Raw genomic sequence first — 14,126 nt, forward strand, 5'->3', positions numbered from 1 at the left:
CTCATAGAAAACTGGTAATTTTTAAATCCGAGCGAAAATTCAGAGCTAATGCCCACGGCAAGGCGTGGGCTTAGTTGCTGTCTTTGGATTAAGGTATACCAGTACCTCTATGGGAAAGGCACACTAAGTTTCACGCTATTTTTTTGCCGTATGAACACCTGTTTCTTCCATATCCGCGACCCATAGCATCTTTCTTTTCCCAAAGATATTTACCTACAGTTCTATTAATCTCCAGGGCAAAAGCATTTAACTTTTGATAAAAAAAAGTATTAAATCTTTAAATGCTTTTGCCCTGATTAATCTCTAAAAAATATTACATGAAGAAATTATTTTTTATGCTCTGCCTGATAACAGGTATGAGTCTGACCATACAATCCACTTATGCCCAAAAAGAAAAGAAAGGCATAAATGGATTGCTCGGTGTAAAAGTTACCACCACCCAAGATAAATTTGAAGGTACGACCACCCATCGCATGGAAGGAAACAAAGTTAAAATCAAGGGAGCCACTGGTAGTTCTATAGGCAAGGGCGCACTTGGTCTGGTATTGGGAGGAGGGGTTAAAATGAGTATCATGACCACCCGCCTTCAATTAGAAAACCATATTGTTAATGATAGCATCAGTCAGTTAGCTGTCATCTTAAAAGTAAGTGTTAAAGACGATGCCGCCTTTTATCCAATGGCAGGAGAATCCCTGATTTTTTTGGTCGATGGAAAGCGTATTGGATTATCGACCGAAGGCGAATATAACGCTGAAAGGTTTCAAGGGATTAATAACAATTCCAAAGTCTTTGCCCGTTACCCCATTACACAAGAACAGTTGGAAACCATTATCAATGCTAAACAAGTTCAGTTTCGGATGCTACAAGAGCATTTTATGGATGGGCAAGCCAAAACCCGTGATAAAAAAGACAGCAGTTTTGAAGGTGAATTTTCAAAAAAGAATTTCAAGGCATGGCAGGACTTTTATCAAAACTATGTTCTCAACACACCCAAAGAATAATTACAAACCTCTAAAATTTTAAAACATGCAATCACTATTAATCAGTTACAAATTTTTATTTATGACCCTTATGTCGCTTCCCCTTGCTCTGTGTTCAAGTGAAAGCGACAATGAACCAGAAACACCTGTCGATATTGAAGCATCAGCACAATTGGTAGAATTAAAATCAGTACGCTCAATGACACCTCATAATGCCTGTAAGGGCTACCAGTGGAAGGATATAGATTATCCCAATGCAAACCTTACTCTTGGGTCAAGGGGTGACTCCAATATAATAGGAGAGTTTGGAGCAAGTGATGCCGATGCCGAATTGGATTTCCGGATGACGATTGCCCGTAAAAAAACGATCGATAAGAATAAGGAAACATGGTCTGGTGCCGATTATATAAGAGGAGGTAATTATGATTTACTGGATGCAGTAATGACACAAACGGATTATTATTTTTATAAAAAAGGAGGTGGGGTTTTATTCATTTCAAAAGATAAAAAATATAAAATAGAACGTTATATTTTTGGGGACAGATATGTTGAAGGTTTTGCACTTTCATCTGCTGCCCAGTTTACTTCACATACCAATGGATATGCCTTAACGCTTGAACAAATTTTAGATGGGAACATTTATTATACAGAAGATGATATCTTCTCTTACGAAGATGCAACAAGTGTTACTGTATATCGATTTGTCGATTATAGGATGCTACTTCAATTACGATTTCTAATTAGAAATGGAGCAAGGGATGTTAGCCTGATTGGGTTTAAAGAAGGTGGAGGACAAATGGCTTTTTCTCTAAATGATGATTCAGATTTAATAGCCCTATCAGAAGAGTTTGAATCCAATAATATTGAGACAATTATTTTTTCAGCCAAAGGCGATTATCGGATAGATTATTTTAACGGTACAATTTATTCAAGAGAAGCTGGCGATGGAAAAAGCCATGAGATATTGTATAAAAATGGCAACCCTGTTTTTGATTAAAGACTCATTACAATAGAGGCTGTTTGAAACCAGACAGCCTCTATCATTCATAATCATCGGCTGGTGATGGGATTTTATCTATATCCTTTTCATTATTATCAAAATCAAGAAGGATTGGGTATTTATCAAACTTTTCTTTATCATCAAGGTCTAACTCAATGGATTGCTCCAACTCGATCTGTTTTTCAGCCTGACGTTCCTTATAAGCATTAAGCCCCTTTTCCACTAAAATAGGTAAATCATCTTTATCTATTTTTTGTAAAGCGGGCAAAAGGTGTTCTGCATCAGTTTCTATGACTTTTTCTTCCATAGCAGGCTTTATTTTGTCAGCATAGAGGGCTTCAATCCTTTTAATTTCTTGCTTTGTCTCTTCTACAGATTGCATTTCTTTGGTGTGCAATTTTGTTATCCGAATATCCCCATCAGGTTTTGGTGCGGGATGTGGCTCTTTAAAATTGACCTTTTGTTGTGATTCTATGGTCTTAATATCTAAATTTTTATCATTTATGAGGTCTTGCACTTTTTTGCTGCCCTTGCCTAATTCCCGAATAGCAATAAGCTCTAAATCATCAGGTTTCTTTGACATAAATTAAGTTTTATGTTAGACTTCGTTTTAACAATTTCAGGAGTTTTTATGCCCGTATATTATGGTCTAGAGGTCAATTCAGATAAGTTAGAGGCTTACGCCACAAAGGACTTGGATTATAAAATCCAAGCCCGTAACATTGTTTGTGACCGTTTGGGCTATGAACCTCCCATTGAGTTGTCAGTATTAGGTGAACTTTGTATCCGCACTGCGTTAAAAGGATATGACAATCAGGAATTTTCAAAAGAAAAACTTCAAGAAAAAATTGATTTTCATGTCAATACCATTAAAACGGTCATGCTTGAATATGCTCAAATAGGGCAGGCTTAAACCACTCCCAAACCTTCTTCCTCTATTCCATCATCCCAAATATCTAAGGGATTATAGTCGTCCACCATTTCTAATATCCCCTCGCGCATTTCCCTGCTTTTTGGTAATTCGATTGGCAGGGAAAGCCCTTTGGTTTCACTTTTGGGTTTTTCCTCTACCAATACATCGTGTTTCCATTTCATAATAAGCTGTTCATCAATAGCATCTAAAACCCGTTGTCTTGCCATATGTGCTTTCATAAAATTTCTAAACCCAAACATAAAACCGCTTATTAAAATTAGTATACCAGTACCTCGGGTAAATGGGATGAGGGCTAAAAACAATCCAATGATGACTGGAAGTGCAGGCTCTAATAGGATATGAACCCGATAACGGGTGATTTTTACTCCTAAATATTCCTTTCCGATAATGTCCCACCAAAAGGGAAGAATTTCTCCATCAGAAAGACTAAAACGGTCAAAATTATAGCTTGTGCCATATTTTGTGATCTCCATACGATGTCGGATAGCTTTCCAAAGGAAGAGCATCATAAAGGGCAACCAGGTAAATCCTAAAAATTCTTGTCCTTGATTGCCAACAGTTAACCAAGTAATGATCATTCCTAAAGAGATGAAAAGAGCATTAGCTGTCGTGAAATAACGCTGTCCGAAGCTACTACGGAGCCATATTTCGCATATATAGCTTGGATAAGATGTTATTGAAAATAAGATTCCTGTAATAAAATCAAATAAGAGGTTAGTACGTCCCGCTTGGGCTATTCTAAAAATACTTTGTTTTCCTGTTCGGAGTTGGTAAGGGTTGTGTTGTCGTTTCATAATAGTATTTGTTTTAAGGTTACTTTTTTATAATTCTTGCCTGTTGAGATAAAAGGTTTTCCCTGTCGGTGTATAATAGCTTCAGTCAAGAAATCATTTTCAGGACCACCTGTTTTAAGTTGGGTAAAAGTGGCAGGTGGCACTATATACTCTAGACTTTCAGATTGACCGCTATTAAAAGAAAATCCTTCTCCAAAGGATTCTCCACGGCTGTCAGTCCATAGATAATCTTTACCAATGAGGTCGGCAGCATACTCATTGGTTTCGGGGTCTGAATTGGCATGAAAAAATTTAGTGCTTATGTTGCCTGCTAATGCCTTAAAGCGTGTTCTTCCTGTTTCTCCACTTCCAGCATTTAAAAAAAAGTTGGGTAGATTTTGAGTAGCGTAAACACAACAAGCTCTATAGCTTCGACATGTAGACTGAAATTGAGGATCATTATCCGTAGTAAAATTTTGAAATTCATCAATAAAGATTGTGCAAGGTCTGCTCGTATTTTCAATTTCTCGTTTTTGCATGGATTTTTGCCACAAATGCTTCCATAGTGTTTGGATATCTTGTCCCGTCTTATCAAAAATCATGTAAGGCAGATTTAAGACAATAACTTTGCCTTCTATTGTATCGTCAGGAGAAATTGTTGTATGTGTGCTATTCATAAGGGAATAAATAGGCTCTCTCATAAATCGGTCACCAAAACCAAAGAACATTTGTTCAACAATACTTCTGGTCTTTTCGGAGAGATGCAACCAGCTTCCTAAAAAAAAGTCTTCGATATTCCGTAACCGTCTTTCAAGTTTGGAATTTTCTTTTGACACTGGTTGTTCTTTTAAGTGTTGGGCTACATGTTCCATTAACCGAAAACATTTCGATGATTGCCGCCACTCAACACTTTTAAGTTGCGTGCTATTTCTAGGGGCAGATTGCACAATTTGATAAACATGCTCAAACTTATTATTCTTGGTTAAAAGGCATAGGTCCACTGCATTGACAAGTAATTGTTGTAAAGTAGAGTCCCAAAATGCTTTATCACTTTCATTGCCATCTTGATTTCCTGATTTGATTACTGTTTTTAATGCGTCAGCAATATTATGAGCAATTCCTTTTCCATCACTTTTAGATGAAAGCATGTATTCAAAAAAGTTAAAATATTCACCAGAATCTGGACCAAAAATGACCAAATCTTTTTCACGTTTATAAGCTTTACAAAGTGATTGCCACCTTGAAATTTCATCCTGTTTACAAATAAGTGCTAAAATGCCATACCCGTTGGACAGATAATGCCCTGCAAGCAAAGAAAAACTAGATGTTGTTTTACCGCTTCCTGTCTCACCTAAAATTAAAGCTGATTGGAGTGAGTTCCTTACGGTAAAAAAGTCTGCATATTCCCATTCAAATAGAACTCTTTCTAAATGATCATTCATAATAATTTTGTTTAAGATTAGACAATAGTTATGCTGGCATTGTCCCTAAAGTATTTAGGACTGCCTTAATTAATTGATTAAAAAATTTCAGATATACCTAACTGGATTATGTTAGGTTTTTACAAAAACCATCAGCCTCGTCAGGCAATGGTTTTCATGACATTAACATTAAAGTTGCGCAGATAAATGTTAAGTCATCTTACTAAATCTTGCTCTCCAACAAACTTTAGTAATCTGTCTACTTCCCTTGATTTATTCTCAAGTTCGATCGAGTTGTTGATTCATGTCTGATAGATTTTCCATGTTCCTCTACTTTAGTAGTGCCACCATTACATGTATACTTCTTACCATCTACAGTTTTTACATCTCCATTCTTTAAACTACTCATAATAATTGATTTTTAAAATTAATATTTAGCCATCCTGTTCAAAGACAGGCAAAAGGGTCTATCGGTGTTTATGCTTACCGAGATTTGATGTTTGTACATAAATAGTTGGCTTACCAACTGGTTTAATTTTCGTTATTGATAGCCCAACATCGAATGTTGTTACTGTTTTTGTGTTTCTTACGTTTTGTTTGCGTTCATAATATGTGATTTTAAAAGTTAAATATTATTATCTTTCTTTCCTATCCAAAACTTATTGTTAGGAGCGTTCCTTTCATTTTTAATTACATAATGTAGCCTAAACAGCCATTACTTTAATACGTCTCTTTTGTTTTTACATGCTTAATCATGAGGTGTCTAAAGGCTTAATTATTGCAGAAACAAAATGTTTGGCTTCTTGAACCAGCAAAACAGTCATAAAAAATGGAATTTTCAAACTTCGATTTTAACGGCAAGTCTTCAATATTGAAATCTGACCTAAAAAATAAAATAGGTAGGTTTTCACCATGATCATTGCGTTCAATATATCTAAGTGAGACTAAATTATTCTTTCCTAAATCTTTTAATAATCTTAATTGAAGGCAGTTTGGTAAAGAATATATGGGAACAGTTTCAATTTTATTGTCGTTAATTACTTTCACAAAGTAACTATTTCTTGTATAGGTTAACACTATAGTTTTTTTAGACATAATCTCAAATTATTATTTATAGCAATAGAATATTCCATTTAAGGACTCTTATTTAGGGTGTATGCTCTAAGAGTATGCAATGTAGAAACTGGAGTAGTTGATTGGTTTAGCAATAACAAAGATGAGTGTATAAGTGTCATTAATTAAAAAGATAGCTACTCTGTTTAAAGTTAACAACTAAGATCTTGTACTAGTTGGAACCTATAATCACTCATCTTTTATCATTGCAAACGTGAGACCTGACCTCCTACAACCAAACAATCACGCCCAAATATGAAGAATTGTTTAACAAATCTTCATATTTATTATTCAGGGAACACCTGTGATTTCTTAAATTTTACTCGAATTTGAACAATACGACCTAAAGAACGTTTGATGGACGTATATTGATGATTGAAGTGTATTTAATAATACCTTTTTCATTAATTGAGGGAGGTCATTTGTAATATTACACTACAAACATATAAAAAAAAACATTAAAATCAAATGGATATTTGATTTTAATGTTAATTTTCTATAAATTGCATCTGCTTAATTGATAATAAACAAATTTAAAATGCCATATTTTGATACAGATATAAGACTAAACGAAGATATATACAGACCACCTAACAAAATAATTATTAGCATAAACCATAAATGGTCTGTGTGGTCTAATGCAAAGAGGTATTTAGAATTTATTTATAGCACTTTAGACGACTTATATAGTGACTGTAAAAAAATTAGCCAATTAAATGTTTTTTCAGCTTTTTATTTACATAGAGAATTTGGTACAATGCTAGGAGAGGATGAAAATTTTGAGTGTCTTATTGATTCTTGTAAAATATTGTCTGACACTCATGAATTAAAAAAGAGCTTAAACAGAAATGGAGTTTCTGAGGTGTCTAAAAAAGATAAAATATTTGAGTTTAATAAAGAAGATATTATTAACCCTGAAGATTTGGATGCAGTTAATCAAACTGCACTATATTGGATTAATCATAAAAAACCTGTCCAATTTTCAAGTGTTTATACCTTGCTTGAGAATAAAAAACTTTTAAGATTAATTTCGGAACTTAAAATAGATTTCTTATGTGAAAATGAGCCATTTTTATCAGAAAGAATATCTTCAGCTATTAGATATACCTCAAAAACTAGAGATGAAATTAATCGAGGTAATCCCAATTTTGGTAAACAAGTTTCAAGTGTTGCGGATGATTTCGCTAAAGAAGTGGGTCCTATAATCCATAAAATGGATATTGACGGCATTAAATCCATAAAAGATAAAACTCAAGAGTTAAACAGAAGAAAAATAAAAACAATCAGAGGGAAAACTTGGTATGGATCAACTGTATCGAGGACATACAAAAGATGGCAAAAATTAACTGCCGAAGAAGAAAACAAAGGAACTCCCTCTTCCAAAACTCCAAAACTAGAATAACTTATTTCTAAGGATCGGATTTAAAAATAATCCTAAGCACTGCTTAGGGGAGATGTCTGATGAAAATTAGCACTGTTGTATTAATGAAGAAAGCAATGCAGGGTATCAAGATTTTCCCTTAGATTGGGAATGTATAAAAAATCATGAAGTTCAAAATTAATCATTTTTGATGAAGCGATACATAAATTTATACAAGCAATGCTGGCTATGAAGGCATTAATTAAAAGCATTGTATTATTAATTATTAGAATTGAGATTAAACCTTTAAAATATCATCCATATTCTCTTAGGGTGAATTGTGTTTTAGCTTAGGGTATGGATTGTAAAGCAGAAAAATGTTCTGTCTCAAAGTTTTTTTGAAGAAAAAACAGGGCATCAATCAATGCCCTGTCTCAAATATTATATCTTACCAACTAGCTTGATAAATAACAGATTTCCAACAACCTTTTTGCTCTTTAACGAGCCAATTAAAAGCCTTTTCAAAAATTTCGATGGCTTCTTGTTTTTCTTGCTCATCATTCTCACTTGTCCCGAAAAAGAACCCTGTTGTCTTGGGCAAACGATCTTCTTTAATAGCATTTATAATGTCTATAAAATTATCGGGGTTTAAGTTAATAGGTTTGCAATTGTCAATTCCTTTATTAAACGTATTAACGATATACCCATGCAAATCAGGGTGTTTTCTCCAATACCCAATTTCTAAACTATGCTCGGATACTTCAAAACCATCTTCAATTCTACGTTTATATCCTTCATAAGTAGTGAAGAATTTTTCGCCTTTTAGATACATATCTAATCCCATGACATTATCTCCTTTGTCTGTTCGTCATAAAAACGCATGGTGGCAAAAATCCGCAAGGAGCAGAATTTGTCCTCCCTGAAACCGAATAGGCGCTTGCGGGGATGGATAAATTCTGGTTCTTGTGATAGACAATAACCCTGCGTTCAAAGAACGCACAGACAAAGAACTTTACCTTAAAGAAAAGCGAGCGTAGCGCTGCAAGCCCCAACATCTATCGAACAAACCATATGCAATGTGAGGTACCTCTAAATACTAGGTTTATATTGATTTAAAAACTCAACAGCTTTTGAGGCTTTAGCTGATGCTTTGAAGATGTATGCTTTATTATCTTTTAGGGATTTCAACCAGCTTTTAATATTAATTGTATGGTGTTCTGGATGTATTTGGGTAATACCATGATGGGCGCAAAGAAAAGCTGATCCTAGTTCTGCCACAAGTTCTTCAAATGCATAGTTTTCTTTTGCAGTCTTATTGCCAATATCTTTTGAATCAAAACGATTTAATCGATGTTTAGCTCCAGTCCAATGGGTTAGTTCATGAAGTAAAGTTGCATAATAATTTTCAGTTGCATTTGCTTGAGGCGTGTTTTGAAAAAGAGGTTTTTCAGGCATATTGATGTAGTCTAGACGTGTATTGTAATACGCTCGATACCCATTGTGCTTTATAATAGCTTTAGTCTCTTTACAAAACAGATCAATATTTTCAAGGCTTTTGACATCATTTCGTACGGGTTTATCATTTTTTGAATTAGGTTTATAACCTTCAACCTGATTGGCATTAAAGACGTTATAGACTTTGAGCATGGGAATTTTAATTTCTTCTATATCTGCGTTTTCAGTCTCTTCTGATTTAGTAAGTGTTTTATAGAAGATTATTTTACTGGATTTTTCGCCTTTTTTAACGGAAGCATCAACCTTTTTCCATTGTTTGAAGGTTGCCCATTCATTGGAAGTATAATTTTTAGCTTGTTGATAAAGCCATAGATTTAAAATATTGATACCGTTATAAGCATGTTTTGTAATAGGGTTTTTGGGTAATCCTAAAGAAGATAACTCACCAAAGGGTGGGTGGTAGTCTTCAATATTGACACTTTCAAGAAGGTTAATAATCTGGTTGGTAATGGTTTGTTGGATATCAAATTGTTTTGACATTTTCGTACTCCTTAACAAAAAGAATAAGGGGAGCCGAAGCTCCCCTTTGGGTTATGGTTGCGGTTGTCCGTTAGTTGCAATTTTCTTTGGTTGCTCAACATCACGCGGTTTATTTTCAAAAATCACCAAGTCGCCAAGGTTGACTTCAAAGCAATTTTTTTCTTCGTCGGGTTTGATTTCTCCAAACTTGATGGAAGCATCTTTGCCATAGAGTTTTGTTTTAAGGAAGAGCTGGAAACGAGGTTCGCCATTTTTGGCATTTGGATTTTCCCGAATTTGCAATTTTTCAGGGCTAAGGCTCATGTATCCTTTTTCGGGATAGTTCCATACTCCAGAAAGGCGGAAAGGAATTTCATTGCCGAATTGTTCACTCTTAATGAAAAGTCCATGCGTAGGGCGGTCGCCTTTTTTCTCAACTTGTTTTGTACTGTTAGTCATCTTTAAGTCTCCTTTGTTTGTTAATCAGATGATGAGTCGTATTCACATCAAGGCAGAGGATATTTGCCTAGAACCACACGTTTATGCGGGCAAGTGGCGGGCAAATATCCGCGTTGGTGTTATCGCTTTTGAATCATCTGATGCACCAATAAGGCAAAGGAGTAATTGCATGTACTGACAGATATGAAATAAACAAAAAAGAAAGATAAGCCTGTCAGGATATTTTTGTATTTTCATTGCTCCTTAAGAACTTTCAAAATCTGTCAGTAGGATAGTTTTAGAAAGAGATATATCCGTACCCTTTAAGAATTAATATGTGATGGGCTATGATAAGAATGTTCCAAAGTTCAACATCGGCACAAGCCAAAGACTATTTTAAGGATGCACTTGCCAAAGCGGATTACTATCTGGAAGACCAAGAAGTCAATGGACAATTCAATGGTAAGATCGCTAAAAGATTAGGTTTAGAGGGTAAGGCGGTTGATAGGGCAACATTTGAGAAGCTTTGTGATAATATTAATCCAAAAGATGGCGGTTCACTAACGCCTAGAACGGTTGCTAATCGGCGTGTTGGCTATGATATTAGTTTCCATTGCCCAAAATCGGTATCTATTCTTCATGCGCTAGGAGACGATAAACGTGTTTTAACTGCCTTTGAGGAAAGTGTTTATGAAACCATGTTGGATATCCAAGAAGATATGCAAGTAAGAGTTCGTACACAGGGGCAAAATGATGATCGCTCTGCACCAGAATTACTTTGGACAAATTTTGTTCATCAAACAGCACGACCAGTTGACGGTCAACCACCAGACCCGCATTTACATTGCCATGCTTTTACATTTAATACGGTATTTGAAAAGGAAACAGGACAATTTAAAGCGGGGCAGTTTCATAATGTCAAAAGAGATATGCCCTACCATCAGGCAAGGTTTCAAAAACGATTAGCCGATAAACTTTCTGATATGGGGTATGGTATTCGTAAAACTAAAAACGGTTTTGAATTAGCTGTAATACCTCAAAAGGCAATTGATCATTTTTCTAAACGGACAAACCTTATAGGACAGGTCGCCAAAGAAAAAGGCATTACCAACCATAAGGAACTTGATAAGTTAGGAGCAAAGACCAGGGCAAAGAAACAGAAAAACTTCATCATGTCCCAATTGCAGAAAAAATGGCGTGACCAACTCCATAAAAATGGAATTAATGAAAAAACGCCTGAAGAAAATAAAACTACAAATAAATATCATTCAGCATCAAAATCAATTGACCATGCCATAGAACATGTATTTACGAGAAATTCGGTCAAACGAGACCGACAGATTCTAGCTGAAGGCTATAAACATGCTATTGATAATAAGAATATCACATTAGACCAAATTGACCGTTCATTGGAACAAAACCAGACGGTTTTTAAAATTCAAGTTGGCAGTCAACGGCTTTGTACAACAAAGCTAGTCCATGCAGAAGAAAGAAGAATGGTAGAATTGGCGCGAGATGGTGTTGGAAAATTACGTCCTATAAAACCGAATTTTGATGTTTCAAAATTCAATCACCTAAATGAGGAACAGTGTTTGGTTATGAACCATGTCATGACCAGTCAAGATAGAGTGACTATGATACGTGGCGCGGCTGGAACGGGCAAAACAACATTGCTCAAAGAAGTTGTCCCACAGATTGAAAAATCTAATAAAGACGTGTTTTTATTTGCGCCAACGGCAGAAGCTTCCCGTGATGTCTTAAGAAAAGAGGGATTTAAAAATGCTGATACCGTTTCACGGCTTTTAATGGATAAGGAATTGCAACGAAATATTGAGGGTAACGTCATCTGGATAGATGAAGCTGGTATGTTGGGGTCACAAGATATGGCAAGCATTCTCTCACTTGCTAAAAACGCTAAGGCTCGGGTTGTTCTCTCAGGCGATCCAAGACAGCATACTGCCGTTATGCGTGGTGATGCCATGCGGTTGTTACAGGATGTTGGCAAAATTCCGCAAGTCTCGATGGAGCGTATTTATCGTCAAAAGGAAGCAAGTTATAAACAAGCCGTCAAGGAAATAAGCAATGGCAATATAAAAACAGGCTTTGATATGCTTAAAAGCCGTGGGTCTATCAAGGAATGTGAGCCAACTAGATTGAAAGAGCAGATGATTGGAGATTATTTAGCCTCACGAAAATCTAAAAAATCGGCTTTGGTTATTACACCAACCAATCAACAAGCCAAGGAAATCAATGCAGATATTCGAGATGGTCTCAGGGAGAGTAAATTAATAGGAAAACGACAAAAGCGTTTTACGGTTTTTGATAATCATTATTTGACTATTGCTCAAAAACAGGACATCCGCAATTATCATCGAGGGCAAACTATCCAAACGCATCAAAACCTACCAGATATTAAAAAGGGGTCGGTTTTAGAGGTTATAAATACAGAAAATAATCGTGTAAAAATAAAAGATAAGCAGGGAATACATCATATCCTGCCCCTCCACAGAGCAAAGGATTATGATGTGTATTCACAAAGAGACATTCAATTAAGTAAAGGGGATGAAATCCGTATCAATAAAAATGGATTTGATGCAAACGGCAAGCGCATTAACAACAGCACGATTTTAACCGTGAGTGGTTTTGATAAAAAAGGGAATATAAAAGCGGTTAAGCAGTTGGCTAAACGGCGCAGTGATTTTTTATTAGATAAAAATCATAGTAATTTTGATTATGCCTATGCGATTACCTCATACAGTTCGCAAGGAAAAACGGTTGACCATGTGATTATTTCACAACCAGCTTCAACATTTCCGGCATCAAATGAAAAACAGTTTTATGTATCGGTTTCAAGAGGGCGTGAAAATGTTTCGATTTATACCGATGATGCAGAAGAATTGTTAAGCCATGTAGAAAAACATGGCGATAGGCAAGGCGCAACGGAACTCATTAAACCAAAATTTTCAAAAACTATCCAGATGGATAAGACAAAAGAAAAAGATGTTGAACCAATAAAAACAGTTGATATTGAGCCAGAAATATAATTTTAAAAGCTTGAAAATAGCCAAGAATAATCAAGAAAACCAGTCAGAACAAAAAGACCCAAATGCTCTAACGGTTTTTGAAACAGGCGATACCCGCACCATCGATTTTGTTTTAAAAGATGGAACACGGCAAAATTTTGCTTATGCCCATTATATGACCGCATGGATTGGAATAGATAAGGAAAGTGAAAATAATGAACGGTATATCAAGATATTTTTTGCTACCCATTTGGTAACAATAAATGGTTATTGTCTTGACGAAATTTATAATAGCTTAATTAGTTTTTCGCTTAAATCTGTCAAGGTTATTGATGATAGATACCTTGATATGGCAGGGGATGATGAATCTTTTGTGAAGGACATTACGATTACATGGAAGAAGGAAGAGGGTAAATCTATAGAGAATTAGCAACTCTTGTTTCCACTTTTTGACGGATAAAGAAGCTTTTTTCTAACCCTAAACGCCCATAGCGGTTACGCAAAAAATCTTCTGAACTTAATTGCTTGGCAGGATAAGCTTGTGCCATGATACCATTACCTTTTTTGTATTCCCTTTCAGCCAAATAACTGTGAACAGCAAATTCCTCTAGTAGAAAGGCTATACCATTTTGGAATGTTTCATTATTATCATTAACACCTTGACGGATTACCCATCGTTCAGCATCCAAGATAACGCATGACTGAAAGGGTTTTATGGTTTGATACATTTTATGTAGCTTTGAGTTTAAGTCTTTTACTTTTGTTAAGTTTAGCCACTTATCCCAACGGGTAATTTCATGAGAAATCGTCAGCTTTTCTAAAGTATTTTGATTAGCATTGAGCCATTCATCACCTAATGCTAAGGCTCTCGAATAAGCTTCTTCTTTAGACAGCCCTTTGCTCATGAGATTGTGACGCTGTAAACTATCAGACACATTAATAATACAATAATCAAAATTGCTGTTTACCCAATCAATCATGGCTTTTAATTTATCCCCAGTTTGATTGGCATTATTCATACTGATATTAAGGCTACAAACCCTTGCACCCGTCTGACTAGCGGCTGGTTTAGCTTTAATCTTGTAATGCTTATATTCCATATGTTACTGC

The 14,126-nt window shown here is 35.4% G+C and carries 13 protein-coding genes; 6 read left to right on the top strand and 7 right to left on the bottom strand.

The annotated features are described in order from the left end of the window. The first annotated feature begins 317 nt into the window (after positions 1–317). The gene (locus ACIEHO_RS14065) at positions 318–1,001 is read left to right on the top strand and encodes a hypothetical protein (RefSeq protein ID WP_406972823.1); all 684 of its coding nucleotides are present in this window, start codon (positions 318–320) and stop codon (positions 999–1,001) included. A 25-nt stretch (positions 1,002–1,026) separates the two neighbouring features. Further along, on the top strand, positions 1,027–1,977 hold the full coding sequence (locus tag ACIEHO_RS14070) for a hypothetical protein (RefSeq protein WP_406972825.1): 951 nt from the start codon (positions 1,027–1,029) through the stop codon (positions 1,975–1,977). A 43-nt stretch (positions 1,978–2,020) separates the two neighbouring features. Here ACIEHO_RS14070 and ACIEHO_RS14075 read toward each other — a convergent pair whose 3' ends face one another. Beyond that, positions 2,021–2,563, bottom strand: coding sequence for a hypothetical protein (locus tag ACIEHO_RS14075; RefSeq protein WP_406972827.1), 543 nt, complete (start codon positions 2,561–2,563; stop codon positions 2,021–2,023). A 12-nt stretch (positions 2,564–2,575) separates the two neighbouring features. Between ACIEHO_RS14075 and ACIEHO_RS14080 the strand changes: the two genes are divergently transcribed. Beyond that, on the top strand, positions 2,576–2,893 hold the full coding sequence (locus ACIEHO_RS14080; protein ID WP_406972829.1) for a hypothetical protein: 318 nt from the start codon (positions 2,576–2,578) through the stop codon (positions 2,891–2,893). Here ACIEHO_RS14080 and ACIEHO_RS14085 read toward each other — a convergent pair. Further along, positions 2,890–3,708, bottom strand: a complete 819-nt coding sequence (locus ACIEHO_RS14085; RefSeq protein WP_406972831.1) for a hypothetical protein — start codon at positions 3,706–3,708, stop codon at positions 2,890–2,892. The genes ACIEHO_RS14080 and ACIEHO_RS14085 overlap by 4 nt on opposite strands. After that, the gene (locus ACIEHO_RS14090) at positions 3,705–5,129 is read right to left on the bottom strand and encodes a type IV secretory system conjugative DNA transfer family protein (protein WP_406972833.1); all 1,425 of its coding nucleotides are present in this window, start codon (positions 5,127–5,129) and stop codon (positions 3,705–3,707) included. The genes ACIEHO_RS14085 and ACIEHO_RS14090 overlap by 4 nt, the downstream gene beginning before the upstream one ends. A 1,630-nt stretch (positions 5,130–6,759) precedes the next feature. On the opposite strand from ACIEHO_RS14090, the gene ACIEHO_RS14095 reads away from it, so the two are divergent. Further along, the gene (locus ACIEHO_RS14095) at positions 6,760–7,623 is read left to right on the top strand and encodes a hypothetical protein (RefSeq protein WP_406972835.1); all 864 of its coding nucleotides are present in this window, start codon (positions 6,760–6,762) and stop codon (positions 7,621–7,623) included. A gap of 406 nt (positions 7,624–8,029) precedes the next feature. Here the strand turns inward: ACIEHO_RS14095 and ACIEHO_RS14100 are convergent, their stop codons facing one another. From ACIEHO_RS14100 to ACIEHO_RS14110, 3 genes are all read right to left on the bottom strand, one after another. Further along, positions 8,030–8,425: a hypothetical protein gene (locus ACIEHO_RS14100; RefSeq protein WP_406972837.1), complete on the bottom strand. Its 396-nt coding sequence runs from the start codon at positions 8,423–8,425 to the stop codon at positions 8,030–8,032. Positions 8,426–8,670: 245 nt separating this feature from the next. Next, positions 8,671–9,576, bottom strand: coding sequence for an ArdC family protein (locus ACIEHO_RS14105; RefSeq protein WP_406972839.1), 906 nt, complete (start codon positions 9,574–9,576; stop codon positions 8,671–8,673). Positions 9,577–9,627: 51 nt separating this feature from the next. After that, positions 9,628–10,014, bottom strand: a complete 387-nt coding sequence (locus ACIEHO_RS14110; protein ID WP_406972841.1) for a hypothetical protein — start codon at positions 10,012–10,014, stop codon at positions 9,628–9,630. Positions 10,015–10,340: 326 nt separating this feature from the next. On the opposite strand from ACIEHO_RS14110, the gene mobF reads away from it, so the two are divergent. Together mobF and ACIEHO_RS14120 are read left to right on the top strand one after the other, a co-directional pair. Beyond that, positions 10,341–13,037 (top strand): MobF family relaxase, encoded by a 2,697-nt coding sequence (gene mobF, locus ACIEHO_RS14115; protein WP_406972843.1) that lies wholly within the window; start codon positions 10,341–10,343, stop codon positions 13,035–13,037. A 10-nt stretch (positions 13,038–13,047) separates the two neighbouring features. Next, entirely contained in the window at positions 13,048–13,446 is a 399-nt protein-coding gene (locus tag ACIEHO_RS14120; protein ID WP_406972845.1) for a hypothetical protein, read from the top strand. On the opposite strand, the gene ACIEHO_RS14125 is transcribed toward ACIEHO_RS14120, so the two are convergent. Next, positions 13,433–14,116 carry a hypothetical protein gene (locus tag ACIEHO_RS14125; protein WP_406972847.1) on the bottom strand — a complete coding sequence of 228 codons (684 nt, stop codon included), beginning with the start codon at positions 14,114–14,116 and terminating at the stop codon, positions 13,433–13,435. The two genes, ACIEHO_RS14120 and ACIEHO_RS14125, sit on opposite strands and share 14 nt — an antisense overlap. Between the last annotated feature and the right edge of the window lie 10 nt (positions 14,117–14,126).

This window comes from Flavisericum labens, assembly GCF_045446075.1.
Lineage (GTDB): Bacteria > Bacteroidota > Bacteroidia > Flavobacteriales > Flavobacteriaceae > Flavisericum > Flavisericum labens.